The sequence below is a fragment of the Streptomyces sp. B8-7 genome (assembly GCF_058833805.1).
The window spans coordinates 955,290-971,472 of record NZ_JBYRRL010000003.1 but is presented as its reverse complement, the minus strand read 5'-3'; the positions used below and the strand labels follow the sequence as shown (position 1 = coordinate 971,472).

At 72.4% G+C, this 16,183-nt stretch carries 17 protein-coding genes; 7 read left to right on the top strand and 10 right to left on the bottom strand.

Annotated features, from left to right (window positions below; all coding sequences use genetic code 11):
* Positions 1-264 precede the first annotated feature (264 nt).
* On the top strand, positions 265-465 hold the full coding sequence (locus AC5K6T_RS19380) for a hypothetical protein (RefSeq protein ID WP_493210636.1): 201 nt from the start codon (positions 265-267) through the stop codon (positions 463-465).
* A gap of 137 nt (positions 466-602) precedes the next feature.
* Here the strand turns inward: AC5K6T_RS19380 and AC5K6T_RS19375 are convergent, their stop codons facing one another.
* Genes AC5K6T_RS19375 through AC5K6T_RS19365 form a run of 3 tightly spaced genes read right to left on the bottom strand, consistent with a single transcriptional unit; the run spans position 603 to position 2,110 of the window.
* Entirely contained in the window at positions 603-950 is a 348-nt protein-coding gene (locus AC5K6T_RS19375) for a DUF1932 domain-containing protein (protein ID WP_493210635.1), read from the bottom strand.
* A gap of 27 nt (positions 951-977) precedes the next feature.
* Positions 978-1,451, bottom strand: coding sequence for an NAD(P)-binding domain-containing protein (locus AC5K6T_RS19370; protein WP_493210633.1), 474 nt, complete (start codon positions 1,449-1,451; stop codon positions 978-980).
* A complete protein-coding gene (locus AC5K6T_RS19365) occupies positions 1,448-2,110 on the bottom strand; it encodes a hypothetical protein (RefSeq protein WP_493210631.1) in 663 nt (220 codons plus the stop codon). The genes AC5K6T_RS19370 and AC5K6T_RS19365 overlap by 4 nt, the downstream gene beginning before the upstream one ends.
* A 465-nt stretch (positions 2,111-2,575) precedes the next feature.
* Here AC5K6T_RS19365 and AC5K6T_RS19360 point away from each other — a divergent pair, with 465 nt between their 5' ends.
* Positions 2,576-3,523 (top strand): radical SAM/SPASM domain-containing protein, encoded by a 948-nt coding sequence (locus AC5K6T_RS19360; RefSeq protein ID WP_493210629.1) that lies wholly within the window; start codon positions 2,576-2,578, stop codon positions 3,521-3,523.
* 13 nt (positions 3,524-3,536) lie between these two features.
* Positions 3,537-4,667, top strand: coding sequence for a methyltransferase domain-containing protein (locus AC5K6T_RS19355; protein WP_493210627.1), 1,131 nt, complete (start codon positions 3,537-3,539; stop codon positions 4,665-4,667).
* A 92-nt stretch (positions 4,668-4,759) separates the two neighbouring features.
* On the opposite strand, the gene AC5K6T_RS19350 is transcribed toward AC5K6T_RS19355, so the two are convergent.
* On the bottom strand, positions 4,760-5,044 hold the full coding sequence (locus AC5K6T_RS19350) for a GntR family transcriptional regulator (protein ID WP_493210625.1): 285 nt from the start codon (positions 5,042-5,044) through the stop codon (positions 4,760-4,762).
* 171 nt (positions 5,045-5,215) lie between these two features.
* Between AC5K6T_RS19350 and AC5K6T_RS19345 the strand changes: the two genes are divergently transcribed.
* Genes AC5K6T_RS19345 through AC5K6T_RS19330 form a run of 4 tightly spaced genes read left to right on the top strand, consistent with a single transcriptional unit; the run spans position 5,216 to position 6,991 of the window.
* A complete protein-coding gene (locus AC5K6T_RS19345; RefSeq protein ID WP_493210623.1) occupies positions 5,216-5,602 on the top strand; it encodes a hypothetical protein in 387 nt (128 codons plus the stop codon).
* Positions 5,599-5,769 carry a hypothetical protein gene (locus tag AC5K6T_RS19340; RefSeq protein WP_493210621.1) on the top strand — a complete coding sequence of 57 codons (171 nt, stop codon included), beginning with the start codon at positions 5,599-5,601 and terminating at the stop codon, positions 5,767-5,769. The genes AC5K6T_RS19345 and AC5K6T_RS19340 overlap by 4 nt, the downstream gene beginning before the upstream one ends.
* A 14-nt stretch (positions 5,770-5,783) precedes the next feature.
* On the top strand, positions 5,784-6,470 hold the full coding sequence (locus tag AC5K6T_RS19335; RefSeq protein WP_493210619.1) for a thiopeptide-type bacteriocin biosynthesis protein: 687 nt from the start codon (positions 5,784-5,786) through the stop codon (positions 6,468-6,470).
* Positions 6,470-6,991 (top strand): DUF6624 domain-containing protein, encoded by a 522-nt coding sequence (locus tag AC5K6T_RS19330; protein WP_493210877.1) that lies wholly within the window; start codon positions 6,470-6,472, stop codon positions 6,989-6,991. The genes AC5K6T_RS19335 and AC5K6T_RS19330 overlap by 1 nt, the downstream gene beginning before the upstream one ends.
* A gap of 587 nt (positions 6,992-7,578) precedes the next feature.
* Here the strand turns inward: AC5K6T_RS19330 and purB are convergent.
* From purB to AC5K6T_RS19300, 6 genes are all read right to left on the bottom strand, one after another.
* On the bottom strand, positions 7,579-9,021 hold the full coding sequence (purB, locus tag AC5K6T_RS19325; protein WP_493210617.1) for an adenylosuccinate lyase: 1,443 nt from the start codon (positions 9,019-9,021) through the stop codon (positions 7,579-7,581).
* Positions 9,022-9,232: 211 nt separating this feature from the next.
* Complete coding sequence (locus tag AC5K6T_RS19320) at positions 9,233-10,015, bottom strand: SGNH/GDSL hydrolase family protein (protein ID WP_493210616.1); 783 nt, start codon at positions 10,013-10,015, stop codon at positions 9,233-9,235.
* Between the two features lie 209 nt (positions 10,016-10,224).
* Positions 10,225-11,238 carry a hemolysin family protein gene (locus AC5K6T_RS19315; protein ID WP_493210614.1) on the bottom strand — a complete coding sequence of 338 codons (1,014 nt, stop codon included), beginning with the start codon at positions 11,236-11,238 and terminating at the stop codon, positions 10,225-10,227.
* Positions 11,235-12,617: a hemolysin family protein gene (locus AC5K6T_RS19310; protein WP_493210612.1), complete on the bottom strand. Its 1,383-nt coding sequence runs from the start codon at positions 12,615-12,617 to the stop codon at positions 11,235-11,237. Before AC5K6T_RS19310 ends, AC5K6T_RS19315 begins: the two co-directional genes overlap by 4 nt.
* Positions 12,618-12,875: 258 nt before the next feature.
* Positions 12,876-13,313 carry a GNAT family N-acetyltransferase gene (locus tag AC5K6T_RS19305; protein WP_493210610.1) on the bottom strand — a complete coding sequence of 146 codons (438 nt, stop codon included), beginning with the start codon at positions 13,311-13,313 and terminating at the stop codon, positions 12,876-12,878.
* A gap of 297 nt (positions 13,314-13,610) precedes the next feature.
* On the bottom strand, positions 13,611-16,181 hold the full coding sequence (locus AC5K6T_RS19300; protein ID WP_493210608.1) for an ABC transporter permease: 2,571 nt from the start codon (positions 16,179-16,181) through the stop codon (positions 13,611-13,613).
* Positions 16,182-16,183: the final 2 nt, after the last annotated feature.

Genomic DNA, 16,183 nt, shown 5'->3' with positions numbered 1-16,183 from the left:
GCCCGACCGCGTGGGGTGGCGCGGAGCCACCGGACAGCCGGCCGGCCGGGACGAACCCGGCCGGGCCGTGGGAGGCGGCATCCGCGGCCACGTCGATGCGCCGGCCCCGTGGCAGACGGCCAGGAACCGGATCACGGAAGCAGCCGGTTCCACCTTGCTCTGCTGGCCTGCGGGGCGGTGTAGCCGGGCGGCCACCGGCAGACACACCGGACGGGGCAGGAGCGGTGGCTCCACGACCAGGCCGAGGACGACGGAGCAGGTGTCGTGACCGACCTGGTCGCGGCCCCGGCACTGCCGTCGTGCTGCCAGGCGGCGCCGAAGACCTTCTTCCCGCGCCGTGTGAACAGCGTGACGTACCACCACCGTCAGCAGGCTGCCGTCGGGTACCAGAGCGCGCACCACCAGATGGGACGGCGACGCGCCCGGCGTCTGCGGGCCCCAGCGGGCGAAGAGCATGCGCCGTGAGGCGCTGTTGGTTCGGGTCCCCTGAGGTTCTCGCACGCTGCCGCGGGCCGTGTGCCTGTCCGAGTCGCTCCCCACTGATCGCTCCCCCGTCCTCCTGCGGTGGGAGAGCGATCAGTGGCGTATTCCGTCCCGTGGCGTCACTCCGTCGGCCGTGCCCTGGTGTGCAGGTGTGTCAACGCCTCGTGAAGCGGTAGATAGGCTCGGTCCTTGTCGCGCTCCCAGAGCCTCATCACCTCGGCGGTCGCGCTGGCGATGTCGTCGGGCAGGCCGGCTCCACGCAGTGTCTCGGCCACCTCGCGCATCTCGGGTGCCCATCGCCAGGCGCGTGCTGCCACGCTCGGCAGGTAGTCGGGGTCCGAGAGGATGTTCGCGGGCATGGTCGTGGCCTCGTCGGTGAGGAGGTCGGCGACACCGTGGTGATGAGCCAGAGCGTGGGCAACGCCGGCGAGTGTCCGTGCCGCCTTCTGGTAGCTGGCGAAGGCCATCTTCAACGCCGACGCCGAGCCGACCTCTTACCCTGCGCGTCGCACATGTACGTCGCTACCGGCGAACAGCTTCTCCACCGCGCTGGCTGCTTCGCTGGGCCCAGAGAGGTAGAGCCGGGCGCTTCGTCCGTGGGCGGGCGGTGGTCCGACGATGCAGCCGTCGAGCACGGTGCACTCGGCGGACAGGCGCTCGGAGATACGGCGCATACGCTGTGGGCTGATCGCGTTGGCGTCGACGTACGTGCCGGTGAAGCGGTGCCGCGACATTGCGTCGGCGACGTCCTCGGCGGCGTGAGGTGGGCAGACGGAGAGCACCATCTGGCTTTCGGCGAGGGCTTCTTCAAGGCCGTCGCGCGCTGCGAGCCCGGCCTCATGTGCTCGCTGCCGTGTGCTGGTGCTCCGCCCCTGGTCCACCCACATCACTCGGTGGCCTGCGGAGACGGCGTGGCCGGCGAGCGGGGCGCCCATGGAGCCGGGGTGGAGCAGCGTGATGGTGGTCAATGTGGATCTCCGGGTGAGAGTTCGAGACTCGTGCGGTCTTCGTGTACGACGAGTGCTTCCCGGAGCCCCATGGCCGTGGCTGTACTGGCTGCGGTGGTCAGTGCCAGGTCACGCCTGAAGTGCCGCAGCCGTTTGCGGACGCTCTCGGTTCCTCGCTGTGCGTTGACGTGGAGCACAGCATGCACTTCCTGTGCCGCGCCTTCGAGGTCGCCCCGGTTCAGTCGGGCCGTGGCCAGGTCCATGCGTGCCGGGCACATCTCCCCGAGGCGCTTCCTCTCCGGCTCGGCGGCGTCGAACAGGTTCACCGCTTCTTCTGCTGCCTCCTCGGCGTCGCTGAGCTGTTGTCCGCCGCCCAGCCACAGGTGTGTGGTGCTGTTGTAGAACAACTGCTTCTCCAGGGGGAAGGCCATCATCCCGCCGGGCACGTCATCGCCGGCAGTGATCCCATCCCGTAGCCGATCAGCTTCGGTGAGGGCGGCGACTGCGTCCGCTGTCTGCCCGAGCTGGCCGAACGCCCGCGCCTTGATACTGGCGAGCCTGATCTGTGCTGTGCCCTCTTCGGGAGTGAATCCGGAGCCGGCCTCAGCGAGCCGTGTCGGCGACGGGTGAATCCTGACCCTCTGACGGCGGATCAAATCTGACCCTCTGTGGTGGTACATCCCTCCTGATCTTGATGAAGGTCAGGAGGAGAGAGAGGGCACGGCGACCGCGCCGCGCAGTCCGCCACGCTTGCCGTTCCCGCCCACGTGCCCCCGCCGCGTGCCCTGCCCGCGGAGGGTTCCGGCGGCCGCCACCGGGCGCCCCGCCGGGGCCGTGACCTGTACGCCGCGGCCCTGCCGGTGGGAGTGGCTCGATGACCAAGACCAAGACGTGTGAGCACCGGCAGACCGAGAGGCGCGACGGCAAGACCTACTGCCGGGGCTGCAAACGACAGCTCTACCTGTGAAGACTCCGCCCCCTGCCGGGGATGACCTGTCAACTGGTTCTCCCACACCACCCCCCGGCAGGGGAGCGGGAACCACCCCCGCCCCGGTTGGATCATCCGCCCGCAACCCTTGGACAGGTGGAGCGCCGACCGGGGCGGGGCACGCCAGTACACGACACGACGCGAAGGAGTGCGCCACGTGAAAGCCATCGTGGACAGCCCCGTCAACACGCCAGTGGAACGGCTGAGTTCGCTTGCGCTGGAAATCACCGGCCAGTGCCAGAACACCTGTGCCTCACACTGCTACGCCAAGTCCGGCCCGCACGGCAGCCACGGCACCATGCGCCGCGAGGACTGGTTCACCCTCTTGGACCAGGCTGCCGCGCTCGGAGTCACCATGGTTCAGTACATCGGCGGCGAACCCTCCCTTCACCCCCACCTGCCGCAGCTCATCGACCACGCGCTGAACCTCGGTCTGCGAGTGGAGGTGTTCTCCAACCTCGTGCATGTACGTCCCTCGATGTGGCGTGTCTTCGACCGGCCCGGGGTGAGCCTGGCCACCTCGTACTACAGCGACAACGCGGCCGAACACGAGAAGATCACCGGCGGGCGCGGGTCCTACGCCCGCACCCGCGCGAACATCGCCGAAGCGGTCCGCCGCGGTATCCCGCTGCGGGCCTCGCTTGTGCACGTCCTTGACGGGCAGGCCGTCGACGGCGCCCGCGCGGAGCTGCGGCAGCTCGGCGTCACTGGGGAAATCCGCCTCGACCGGGTGCGCGCCATCGGCAACGGAGACACCGCGGGCGTCACCTTCCACGACCCGGCCGAACTGTGCGGGCGGTGCGGCGGCGACCGCGCAGCCGTCAACCCCGACGGCGTGGTGACCCCGTGTGTCATGTCACGGTGGCTTACGGCTGGGTCGGTCCGTTCACAGAGCCTTGCCGAGATCCTGAACGGGGCCGAGTGGGCCGACCGTATGGCGGTCATTCCCCGCCGGGGGACCGGGGGCACCTGTGTCCCGGACTCGTGCACCCCGAAAGAGGACTCGTGCCAGCCCTCCCCGGGGGTGGTGACGGCGTGCAATCCCGACAAGGACGGTTCGGACTGCTCGCCGGCGGAAACCCCAGCCTGTAACCCCAAGTACTGAAAGTGGGCTGTTCATGGACTGGGAGACACACGCGCGTCGTCTGGCGGCCGACACCGTCCGTCCCGAATCCCGCTGGCACGGGCCGCTCGCCACCGTCCCCCGGCATGTCTTCGTGCCGCGGTGGTGGGCGAAGGACGGCGGCCGGTGGGTACTGCGGGACGGCCCCGGCGACCCCGAAGCGTGGGCGCGGGCGGCCTACAGCGACCGCACGCTCGTGACCCGCGTCGGTCCGCTGCACGCCGACGAAGCCGAGTCCTGCGCCGAGATCACCACGGGGCACCCCACATCATCGTCAACACTGCCGGGTCTGGTCATCACCATGTACCGGCACGCCGTGATCGATGACGAGTCGGACGTGTTGGTCACCACCGGAACCGGCTACGGCACCGCGCTTGCCTGCCGACGCCTCGGCGACAAGCGCGTGACGAGCATCGACGTAGACGCCGCACTCGTGGAGAAGGCCAGTGACCGGCTCGCGTCCGTCGGCCTGACCCCGCAGACGGCCGTCTGCGACATCACCGGCCCCCTGCCCGGCCTGTACGACCGGATCGTGTCCACCGTGTCCGTACCGCTTGTTCCCGCCTCGTGGCTTGCCGCGCTGAGACCGGGCGGGCGCCTGGTGACGACGCTCGCCCGCACGGGCCTGATCGTCACCGCGGACAAGACCCCCGACGGCGGCGCCATCGGCCGTACCGCGCCGGACGCGGCCGGATTCATGGCCACCCGCCACGGCGACGACTACCCGCCCGGCCTCGACGCGGTGTACGAGCAGGCCAAGACGGCGGAGGGGGAGGAGGTGACCACCGGCCGGTATCCGGTGCTGTACGTACCGGACGCGTGGGATGTGTGGTCCATGCTCGAACTCACCGTGCCGGGCATCGAGCACAGGCGCACGGACGACGGAGACCGGCGCACGGTATGGCTGTTGCACCCGGACGGCTCATGGGCGCGCGCTGAGGGCCAGTGGACCGACCCGCCCACGGTGCACCAGAGCGGCCCACGCCGCCTGTGGGATGAACTCGAACGCATCCGACACCGCCTCAACCGCGAGGGCGGCCTACCCGTCTACGGTGCAAACGTCCGCATCGACCCGGACGGCACCACACACCTCAAGCGCGGCGCCTGGTCAGCCACCATCGAGTGACCAACCCCGCCGGACCGGTAGAGCGGCCCCGGCAACCCCATTGCCGCCCCGTCCGTCCGTCGTTCCCCCGTGGCGGACGGGCGGGGCTTCCCCTACGCGCCCGCGCCCTCACTGCCGGACTGCTCGGGGGCGGAGACGAACGCGCCGCGCTGCGGAACGACGAACACGGTCCCCTCGTCGGCGAGCACGCGAACGGCTTTCCGGGCGGTCATGCGGGCGACGCCGAACTCGTCGGCGAGGCGCTGCTCGCCCGGCAGGGGGCGCATGGGTTGCCAGTCGCCGCGCTTGATGCGGGCGCGCAGTACCCCGGCGATCTGCACGTATACCGGCACTGGCCCGCCGTGGACGATCTCGTCATCCGGCCCGTAGTCGCTCATGCCTCAGAGGGTAGGGCGCTAGGTTCCAACCCGCTCCACCCTCTACGTACAGTCTCCGGGCTATACGACTAGAGACCACTGGTATAGCTTCGTCTACGAAAGAGCCCCGGCAACGACGGGCAAGGTCGTCACCGGGGCGGACGCCCATCAGCTGTATAGGAGCTGACGAACATGGCCGACCTTATCGCGCGCGCCCTCGCGTGCCTGTGCTCGCTGCTGCTGCCCTCCCGCGGCAAGCACCGCGCCACCCCCGCCCCCGCGCCGGACGCGGCGCCCGTCCCGTCTCTGCGGCCCCGGCGCTCGCTGCCGGAGCACAAGAGCCCGTACGCCCGCGAGGCTGCCGAACGGCGCCCCTTCGTGGACACGATCAGTCCCGTGCGCCCGTACGTGCTCGCCGAACCTCGCAAGCGGCCGGACACTCCCAAGCGGCGGGCGCAGGCGGAACGGCGCTGGGCGCTGGAGATGGCGGAACGCGGTTTCGACGTGGGGCCGAGTGTGATTCACGGCGTGCACGTCGGCGCCGGAACCCACACGGTCCGGGCGGCGGTGGGAGCGTGAGCGCCGCTGTCTGCTGCCGCTGCGAGCGGCTGACCCTCGCCCCCGTCGCGGTGCGCTACGTCGAGCGGGCGAGCGGCCCGGGGTGGACGCTGTACGCCTGCCCGGACTGCGCGCCCCTCGTCACCCCTGGCCCCCTGACTGTGGAGACTGCCCCGCCGCGCGGCTGACCCGACCTCCACCCATGCCCCGTCCGGACGCTCCGTTACCCGGCCCCTTCACCGCGAAGGCGCCGAGGTTCCCGGCTGATGGGTCGGCCATGACCCCCACACGCGCACGGGAGCCCGCTACCGACACGGGCACAGCAACCAGGGCGCAGCACACGGCATCACCGGACCTCTTCTCCTGCTCGCCCACGCAACACGACAGGGCATCACCGTGCCAGGCCAACACGAGGCGATCAGCACGATCTGAGCTGTCGGTCCTGCTGTGTAGTGCGCTGATGCGGGGCGCCGGACTGGAGTGGTACGAGCAGGGTGACGCATGGGCGCGAGTCGCAGACGACAGACCGCTTCCGGAAGCAGCGACCGCAGCCCGAATGCGGTCGATGGTGCGCGACGTGCGAACCCTGGTTCGTGTCGACCTGAGCGCCGAGAGCCCCCTTCTCACTTCGGCAGGCACGGCCGCCTTCACGGACTGGGTGGCCGCCTTCCACCGTGCCGGTCGTGCCCTCGGCGACGCCGCGCGTGACGGTACGCTGGAACGCGGTCTGCGGCAGGTTCTCGCCTACCACTGCATCTTCCACTGGAACCGGCTGGGGCTGTCGGCCCGCGCTCAAGGCATCCTCGCCGGCGCCGCGCGCTCGGCCATCCTGGAAGACCAACCGGCCCAAGAGGATGCAGGCGTGCGGAGACCAGGAGGACGGGTGTGATGGAGCGCCCACCGCAGAACGCTGCTCTGGCCGCAGAGCTGCTGGCGAGGCGGGACGCTGACCAGGAGGTTCGCTCCGTGCCGGTACGTCGTTGGACGGATGAGGACCGTGCCAGAGTGAGGGACGTGGATGCCGGCAACACGGCGGCGATGCGCCGGATCATCGACGCCCACGGCTGGCCGGGGCTGGCCTTGGTCGGGGCGGAGGCGGCTGCCGCGGCATGGCTCCTGGTCCAGCACGCGGATCTGGAACCAGAGTTTCAGCAACGGGCGCTGGGGCGTCTCGACGCAGCTGTAGCCGCCGGGGATGCTGAGCCTGCGCACGCGGCGTACCTCAGCGACCGATGTCGTGTCGCGCAGGGAGAGCCGCAGTTGTACGGCACGCAGTTCTTCGACGACGGCGACGGCCGGGGCTTCCGCCCCTACCCGATCGACAGCCCCGATGGTCTCGACGAGCGTCGGGCTGCCGTCGGCATGGAGCCGTTCGCGGACTATGTGCTTCGACTCCAGGCCATGGAATAGGGGGCACGTGCTAGGGCGTGTTTCGAAAGTAGCGTCGTCTGCCCGAAGGGCAGGCCTGGCGGCGTCTGGTGCGTGCGATCGCAAGGCGGAGGGTCGCCCCGATACTGGATGTATCGGGGCGAGCCCGACAACGCGGCGAGCGTGCGTGCCAGACGCCGCCAGGCAGGCGGGACTTTCGAAACACGCCCCAGCGCACTGGGCACACGAGCACGCCCCCTGGGGATCCGCGAGTCTTCAGTTGTTCGCAGGTGACAAGGATTGGTGCTTCGCCGGAACCGGAGTCATCTGGGACGAAGAGTTCGCCACCGTACAGCAACTTGAAGCGGACGAACCCCTGTTCGTCGAGTGCGGTACCGGCTTCCTACAGGTCCGCCCGATCTCGCTGGTGCCCGGTTCCCGCACTCGCGCATGCTCTTGGCGTTCTTCATGACCCATCAGCAGCGGCCGCCTTCCAGCATCACCAACACGTCGGCGACGCATCAACGTCCAGGGGAACATGCCGCGGAACAGCACGCGGAGGCCGGCCGCGGCGACGTCCGGCACCAGCCGGTCGCGGGCGGCCTCCAGCTCCTCCGGGGCCGGGCGGGTCAGAGAATCGCCCCCGGCGTGTAGCCCGCGGCCTCCGGATGCCGCTTCACGATCTCCTCGATGCGGCCGGCCACCGATGCCACCTGGTCGGCGGCCGCGCCCGTGAAGGACAGCTTGTCCGCCATCAGGGCCGCCAGCTGGGCGCGGTCCAGCGGCAGCCGCTCGTCGGCCGCCAGCTTGTCCAGCAGGTCGTTGCGCTCCGCCCCCTGCTCCCGCATGGCCAGCGCGGTCGCCACCGCGTTCTCCTTGATGGCCTCGTGCGCGATCTCCCGGCCCACACCGGCCCGCACGGCACCCATGAGCACCTTGGTGGTGGCCAGGAACGGCAGATAGCGGTCGAGCTCCCGGGCGACGACGGCGGGGAACGCACCGAACTCGTCCAGCACGGTCAGGAACGTCTCCAGCAGCCCGTCCAGCGCGAAGAACGCGTCCGGCAGTGCCACCCGGCGCACCACCGAACAGGACACGTCGCCCTCGTTCCACTGGTCGCCCGCCAGCTCGCCCGTCATCGAGGCGTAGCCGCGCAGGATGACCATCAGGCCGTTCACGCGCTCGCAGGAGCGGGTGTTCATCTTGTGCGGCATCGCCGAGGAGCCGACCTGGCCCGGCTTGAAGCCCTCGGTGACCAGCTCGTGCCCGGCCATCAGCCGGACCGTCTTCGCCAGCGACGACGGCGCCGCCGCCAGTTGCACCAGAGCGGTGACCACCTCGTAGTCCAGCGACCGCGGATAGACCTGGCCCACCGAGGTGAAGGCCTGTCCGAAGCCGAGGTGGCCGGCGATCCGCCGCTCCAGCTCGGCGAGCTTCGCCGCGTCGCCGCCCAGCAGGTCGAGCATGTCCTGCGCGGTGCCGACCGGGCCCTTGATGCCGCGCAGCGGGTAGCGGCCCAGCAGCTCCTCCAGCCGCCCGTGGGCGACGAGCAGTTCGTCGGCGGCCGTCGCGAAGCGCTTGCCCAGGGTGGTGGCCTGCGCGGCCACGTTGTGGGACCGGCCGGCCATGACCAGCTCGCCGTACTCCCCGGCCAGCCTCCCGAGGCGGGCCAGCACGGCCACCGTGCGGTCGCGCACCAGCTCCAGGGAGAGCCGGATCTGGAGCTGCTCCACGTTCTCGGTGAGGTCGCGGGAGGTCATGCCCTTGTGGACCTGCTCGTGTCCGGCGAGGTCGTTGAACTCCTCGATCCGCGCCTTCACATCGTGCCGCGTCACCTTCTCGCGCTCGGCGATCGACGCCAGGTCGACCTGGTCCAGCACCCGCTCGTAGTCGGCGAGCGCCGCGTCCGGCACCTCGATGCCGAGGTCCTTCTGGGCGCGCAGCACCGCGAGCCAGAGCTGACGCTCCAGCCTCACCTTCTGCTCGGGCGACCAGAGCGTGGCGAGCTCGGCGGAGGCGTACCGTCCGGCGAGGACGTTCGGGATGCGGGGCTTGACGGGCGCAGAAGTCACGGTCCCAGAGTCTACTGGCGATACGTGCAGGCCAGCGCCATGGCCCGGTTCGGCGGATGCTACGAGACGAGGGTCACCCGCCCCGCGCGCAGGGCCGGCCACCGCTCCTCCGGGCGGCGCAGGCCGGGGCGGGCACCGGCACGGGCCGGGCGGGACCGCCGGGACGGGCCGGGCGGTGCCGGGCTCCGGCCGGCCGGGACCGCGGCTCCGGCTACCGGGCGAGCTCCTCGTAGGGCCGCAGTTCCGGCCGCTTCGGCGGGCGGCCGTCCCCCGAGGACCTGCCGGTCAGCCGCCGGCCGACCCACGGCAGCAGATACCGCCGGGCGAACCGGGCGTCGGCGGTGCGGCGGGCCAGCCACCCGGGCGGTGCCGACGGCGGCATCGGCACGTGCCAGTGCGGGTCCTCGTGGGGATGGCCCAGCGCCTGCCAGACCGCCTCCGCGACCCGGCGGTGGCCCTCCGCCGTCAGGTGCAGCCGGTCGGCGTCCCACATCCGCGGATCGCCCAGCGCGGGCGCCCCGTACAGGTCGACCACCACCGCGCCGTGCCGGACGGCCAGTTCGTCGACGCAGGCGAACAGCTCCTCCATGCGCGGCCGGAACCGCTCCAGGACCGGACCCCGGCGTCCCGGGCTGCGCATCAGCACCAGCTGTGTGCAGGCCGGGGCGAGCCGCTCGACCGCCTCCGTGAGCAGGCCCGTCACGCGCCCCATGTCGCACTTGGGCCGCAGGGCGTCGTTCAGGCCGCCGACCAGGGTGATCACGTCGGGCCGCATCGCGGCCGCCGCGTCCACCTGCTCGTCGACGATCTGGCCGATCAGCTTGCCCCGCACGGCCAGGTTGGCATAGCGGAAGCCGGGGGACCGGGCGGCCATCCGGGCCGCCAGGAGATCGGCCCAGCCCCGGTAGGAGCCGTCGGGCAGCAGGTCGGACATGCCCTCGGTGAAGGAGTCGCCGACGGCGACCAGACTGGTGTGCGCGGGGTTCTTCTGCATGGCGTCAGCGATGGTATCCCGTGCACATACCCAGCGGTCGGTCGGCTGCCGTCCAGGACCGGACGGGCACCCGGAGCGGAGCCCGGACAGGCGCGCGGAGGGGGCCGGGGCAGGGCCGGGGCAGGCGCGTGGAGCGGGGCCGGGGCAGGCACCCGGAAGGTGCCGGGAAGGGCGCCCGGACCCGCGGCGGAGGGGCCCGGGGCCGGAGCTCACGTCTGTTGCTCGAACAGTTCCCGCAGCACGTCCTCCACGGTCACCAGTCCGGCAAGCCGTCCGTCGTCCCCGAGCGCGGCGGCCAGGTGGGTGCGGCTGCCCCGCATCGCCGTCAGCACGTCGTCCAGCGGCGTGGTCTCCCGTACCCGCGCGATGGCCCGCAGGTCGCGCAGCCGGAACGCCTCGTCCCGGGGCGAGGCGTCCAGCGCGTCCTTCACATGCAGGTAGCCCACGATGCGGCGGCCCTCGTCCACCACCGGGAACCGGGAGAACCCGGACTCCGCCGACAACTGCTCCAGCTCCTCCGGAGTGACCCCCACGCGCGCGTAGACGACGCGCTCCAGCGGCAGGACCACATCCCGTACCGGCCTGCGGCCCAGTTCGAGGGCGTCGCTCAGGCGTTCGCGCGCGCGGGCGTCGATGAGCCCGGCCTCGCCGGAGTCGCGCACCAGACGGGCCAGCTCGTCGTCCGAGAAGGTCGCCGTCACCTCGTCCTTGGTCTCGATCCGCATCAGCTTCAGCAGCCCGTTCGCGAAGGCGTTGATCGTGAAGATCACCGGCCTGAGCGCACGGGCCAGCGCCACCAGCGGCGGACCGAGCAGCAGCGCGCTGCGCACCGGCTCGGCGAGCGCGATGTTCTTCGGCACCATCTCGCCCAGCAGCATGTGCAGGTAGGTGGCCAGGGTCAGCGCGATCACGAACGACACCAGATGCCCGGCGCCGGCCGGCACGCCCAGCGCGTGGAAGACCGGTTCCAGCAGGTGCGCGATCGCCGGTTCGGCCACCACACCGAGGACCAGCGTGCTCAGTGTGATGCCCAGCTGTGCGGCGGCCATCAGCGCCGACACGTGCTCCAGCCCCCACAGCACACTGCGGGCGCGCCGCTCGCCGTCCTCCGCGTGCGGCTCGATCTGCGAGCGGCGTACGGAGATCAGAGCGAACTCGGCGCCGACGAAGAACGCGTTGGCGACCAGCATGGCCAGACCGGTCAGCAGCTGTACGGCGATCACGCCCGGTCACCGCCCCCCTGCTCGGCGTCGTCACCGCGGCCGGCACCCCCGGCACCCCCGCGCCCGGCCGCCGTCCGCCGCGGCGCGTGCAGCAGCACGCGGGCGGCGCGGCGGCCGGACGCGTCGACCACGTCCAGGCGCCAGCCGCCCACCCGGAGGGTGTCGCCCTCCGCGGGGATGCGACCGAGTTCGGCGGCCACCAGCCCGGCGAGCGTCTCGTACGGTCCCACCGGCACGCGCAGGCCGACCCGGGCGAGCTGATCGACGCGGGCGGCGCCGTCCGCGGAGTAGAGCGCACGACCGTCCCGGTCGGTGCCCGCCGGGGCGAGGTCGGGCGTCTCGTGCGGGTCGTGCTCGTCGCGGACCTCGCCCACCACCTCCTCGACGATGTCCTCCAGGGTGGCCACTCCCGCGGTGCCGCCGTACTCGTCGATGACGACCGCCATGGTCCGCCTCCCGGACAGCCGGTCCAGCAGCCGGTCCACGGTGAGGGTCTCCGGCACCAGCAGGGGCTCACGCATCAGCTCCGCGACCCGGACCCGGCGCCGGCGGTCGGCGGGCACCGCCAGCACGTCCTTGACATGGGCGGTGCCGACGACCGAGTCGAGGTTGCCGCGATAGACGGGGAACCGGGACAGGCCCGTCGCCCGGGTGGCGTTGGCGACGTCCTCGCAGGTCGCCTGCACGTCCAGGGCCACCACCTGCACCCGCGGCGTCATCACGTTCTCCGCCGTGAGGCCGGCCAGGTTCAGGGTCCGCACGAACAGCTCGGCCGTGTCCGGCTCCAGCGCGCCCTTGCGCGCGGAGTGCCGGGCCAGTGCGGCCAGCTCCTGCGGCCCGCGGGCGGAGGCCAGCTCCTCGGCGGGCTCGATCCCGAACCGGCGCACCACCCGGTTGGCCGTGTTGTTCAGATGCGCGATGAACGGCCGGAACAGCGCACTGAACAGCCGCTGGGCGTTGCCGACCCGCTTGGCCATGGCCAGCGGCGCGGAGATCGCCCAGTTCTTGGGCACCAGCTCGCCCACCACCATCAGGAACACCGTCGACAGGCCCGTACCCAGCACCAGCGCCAGGGACGACGCCGTCGACGCCTGGATGCCGGCGGACCGCAGCGGGCCCGCGATCAGCCGGGCGATCGACGGCTCGGCGAGCATGCCGACCACCAGGTTCGTCACGGTGATGCCGAGCTGTGCCCCGGAGAGCTGGAAGGTCAGGTTCCGTACCGCCTTCAGGGCCCCGGCCGCCCCGCGCTCACCGCGCCGGGCGGCCCGCTCCAGCTCACCCCGCTCCACGGTGGTGAGTGAGAACTCGGCCGCGACGAAGCCACCGCAGGCGAGCGAGAGCAGGATGGCCACCAGCAGGAGCAGCACTTCGGTCATCGGGTCACCTCCGTCCCATGGTCGGACACAGTGGCGGGGAGTGCCCGGTGTCCGCTCCCCGGAGAGTGGCCCGCCGCGGCGGTCTCACACCCGCCTCATCGGCCCGGCACGCACCGCACGGTGACGGACCGGCCACAGCGGCCGGGGCCCCGGGCCCGTCCCGGCCGGCGCGCCCGGGGCCCGTCCGGAGCCCGCACCGGCCGGCCCGTGAGCCGGCTCGGCGCTCCCGGGGGCGTCGTCCGGCGAGCGCGCGAGGGGTCAGTCCGAGCCGTCGACGAGCGGCTTCACCCAGCGCCGCCAGTGCTCCTCGGGCAGGTATCCGGCAGCCCGCCAGGCGTGGTGCGCGGTCTCGTTCCGGGTCAGCACCATCGCGTCGCCGCGGCGCCCCCCGAGCCGTACGAACCGTTCCTCGGCGGCCGCCAGCAGGGCCGCGCCGACCCCGCGCCGCCGCCGTGCGGGGTGCACGGCGAGCCGGTACAGATGACAGCGCCAGCCGTCGAACCCGGCGATGACGGTACCCGCCAGCTCTCCGTCCAGCACGGCCAGCAGCAGCGCGCCGGGGTCGCGCTCCACCAGGCGCCGCACCCCGGCGAGGTCGTCGCTGATGCTGGTGCCCTCCGCGGCGGTGCGCCAGAAGGCGAGCACGGCGTCGAGGTCGTCGGGGGCAGCGGTCCGTATCCGCAGGTTCTCGGTCACGCGGTGATCACATCACGGGCGGCAGGACGGGGCCGCGGATTCCGGCATGCGGGACGCGAGGCCCCACCTCCCGTCCGGCGTGCCCGGAACCTCCCGGCAGGCGACCCGGAGTCCCAGCGCCCATGGGGGCCGCGGTCACCGGCTGCGGAGCCGGAGCCGGAGCCGCGACGCGGCGGCGGACCGGGCCGCCTGCCGTGGGCCGGGCCGTGGTCCGCCGGTGGTCCGGGCCGGCCGCCGGTGGTCCCGGGGTCCGGGCTGTCGGTCGGCATCCCCGGTGTACGGGGCGGCACCCGGCCCTCAGTCGTGGGCGATGGCCTCCAGCACGTTCATCCGGGAGGCGCGCGCCGCGGGCAGCAGCGCGGCGACCACGCCGACCACGGCCGATCCGAGCACCACGGCGACGATGGTGCCCCACGGGATCGCCAGCGCGGTCATCCCCTGCAGGGCCAGCACCTGTTGCATGCTGACGCCCCACACCAGTCCGAGCCCGAGCCCGAGCAGTGCTCCGAACACCGCGATGACCACCGACTCCAGCCGGATCATCCGCCGCAGCTGCCGGCGGCCGAGGCCGATCGCGCGCAGCAGTCCGATCTCGCGGGTGCGCTCCACGACCGACAGGGCGAGCGTGTTGACCACGCCGAGCACGGCGATGACGATCGCGAGCCCCAGCAGCGCGTACACCAGGTAGAGCAGCACCGCTATCTGGTCGTGGATCAGCTTCTTGTAGTCGGCGATGTCGCGCACCTGGACCTGCGGGTAGGCCTCCAGGGTCCGCTCCAGGCCCGCGCGGAGCGCGTCGTCGCCGGTGCCCGCGCCGCCGTTGACGTAGACGACGGAGTCCTGCCCGCCCGGTGCGTACCGCTCCAGGGTGGACAGGGCGAAGTAGATGCCGCCCCGGCTGCCGAAGCCGTCGGTGGACTCCTGGTCGGTGAGCGCGCCCACGGTGAGGTCGGCGGTGCGGCCGTCACGGAACTCCACGGGGACCGCGCTGCCGACCCGTACGCCGTGGTCGCGGGCGAAGCCGGCGTCCATCCCCAGGTGCCCGCCGGCCAGCGCCGCCGCGGTGTCGCCCTGGGCGTAGGTGAGGTTGGCGACCTCGTCGAGCTGCGGGTCGTAGCCGGCCGCCGTGGTCTCCACGCGCTCGCCGTCGGGCAGCCGCACGGCGACCGGGGTGAAGCGCGAGCGCACGACCAGGCCGACGCCCCCGGTGTCGCGGATCCGGTCGGTGACCTCGGCCGGGAACGGCACGAAGTTGCTGTTCTGCACCACGAAGTCGGCGCCGAGCGTCTGGTCGATCTGCTGGTCGAAGGACCGCGTCATCGACGCGCTGGCCACCGACATGCCGCCCACCAGCGCCAGCCCCACCATCAGGGCGGCGGCGGTCGCGCCCGTCCGGCGCGGGTTGCGCAGCGCGTTGCGCTGGCTCATCCGCCCGACCGGCCCGAACAGCCTGGGGAAGCCGCCGCCGAGCACCCGGATCACCGGGCGGACCAGCAGCGGGCCCACGATCACGGTGGCCACCAGGGTGAGGACCACACCCAGGCCCAGCAGGGAGGCGGCGGTGGCGGCCTTCGTCGCCGCCGCGCAGCCGGCCAGGGCCGCAGCTCCGGCAGCCCCGACGACCGAGCCCACCACGGCACGTACCCGCATCGGCCGGCCCACGCCGGTGATCTCGGCGTCCGAGAGCGCGGCCATCGGGGACACCGAGGCCGCCCGGCGGGCCGGGAGGTACGCGGCCACGAAGGTGACGCCGACACCGACGACGTACGCCGAGACGGGGGTCGGCCAGCCGATGACCATCTCGGTGGCTTTGATGTTCATGCCGAGCGCGCCCATCAGCCCCAGCAGCCCGACGGCGAGCCCGATGCCCGCGGCCAGGCCCAGTGTGGAGCCGACCACGCCGAGCAGCAGCGCCTCGGTGAGCACGGAGCGGCGCACCTGCCGCCGGTCGGCGCCGAGCGCGCGCAGCAGGCCCAGTTCCCGGGTGCGCTGCGCGATCAGCATCGAGAAGGTGTTGACGATCAGGAACACACCGACCAGGACGGCGACCCCGGCGAAGCCGAGCATGACGTACTTGATGACGTCCAGGAAGCCGCCGAGCCGCTCCACGTCCGACTCGGCCTGCTCGTCGGCGGTGCGCAGCGTGTAGCTGCCGCCGCCGTCGAGCACCGCGGCCACCCGCTGCTTGAGCTGGTCGTCGCTCACGCCCGCCACGGCGTCCACGTTGATGCTGGTGGCCGCGTCCGGGTCGCCGAGCAGCTCGGCCTGGGCGGCGGGCGGGTCCAGGAACAGCAGGGACGCGCCGGGGTTGGTGGTGGTGAACGTGGCGATCCCGACGACCCGCACCTCGAAGGAGCCGGGCGCGGCGATCACGGTGAGGGTGTCCCCGATCGCGACACCGCCCCGGTCGGCGGTCTCCGAGTCCAGCAGCGCCTCCGCGGAGCCTCGCGGGGCACGGCCCGAGGTGAGTTCGACCGGGCTGCGCTTCGAGGGGTTCCAGCCCGTGCCGATGGTCGGGGCACCGCTGGTCGGGCCGAGCGACCTGTGGTGGTCGTCGACGACGGTGATGCCGGACACGTCCACGTCCACGCGCGCGTCGGCGACGCCGTCGGCCTGCCGGATCCGGTCCGCGAGGGCGGCCGGCAGAGTGGCGGTGAAGCCCGTGGGCACGGCCTCGTCGAGCCCTTCGGCCGGGCTGACCGTCACATCGGCGGCCGTGGAGGCGAAGAGCCGGTCGAAGGTGCGGCCGACCGTGTCCGAGAAGATGAGGCTGCCCGCGACGAACGCGACGGACAGCACGACCGCCAGCGCGGACAGCAGCAGCCGCCCCTTGTGGGCCAGGAAGCTGCGCAGGGTCGCCTTGAGCACGG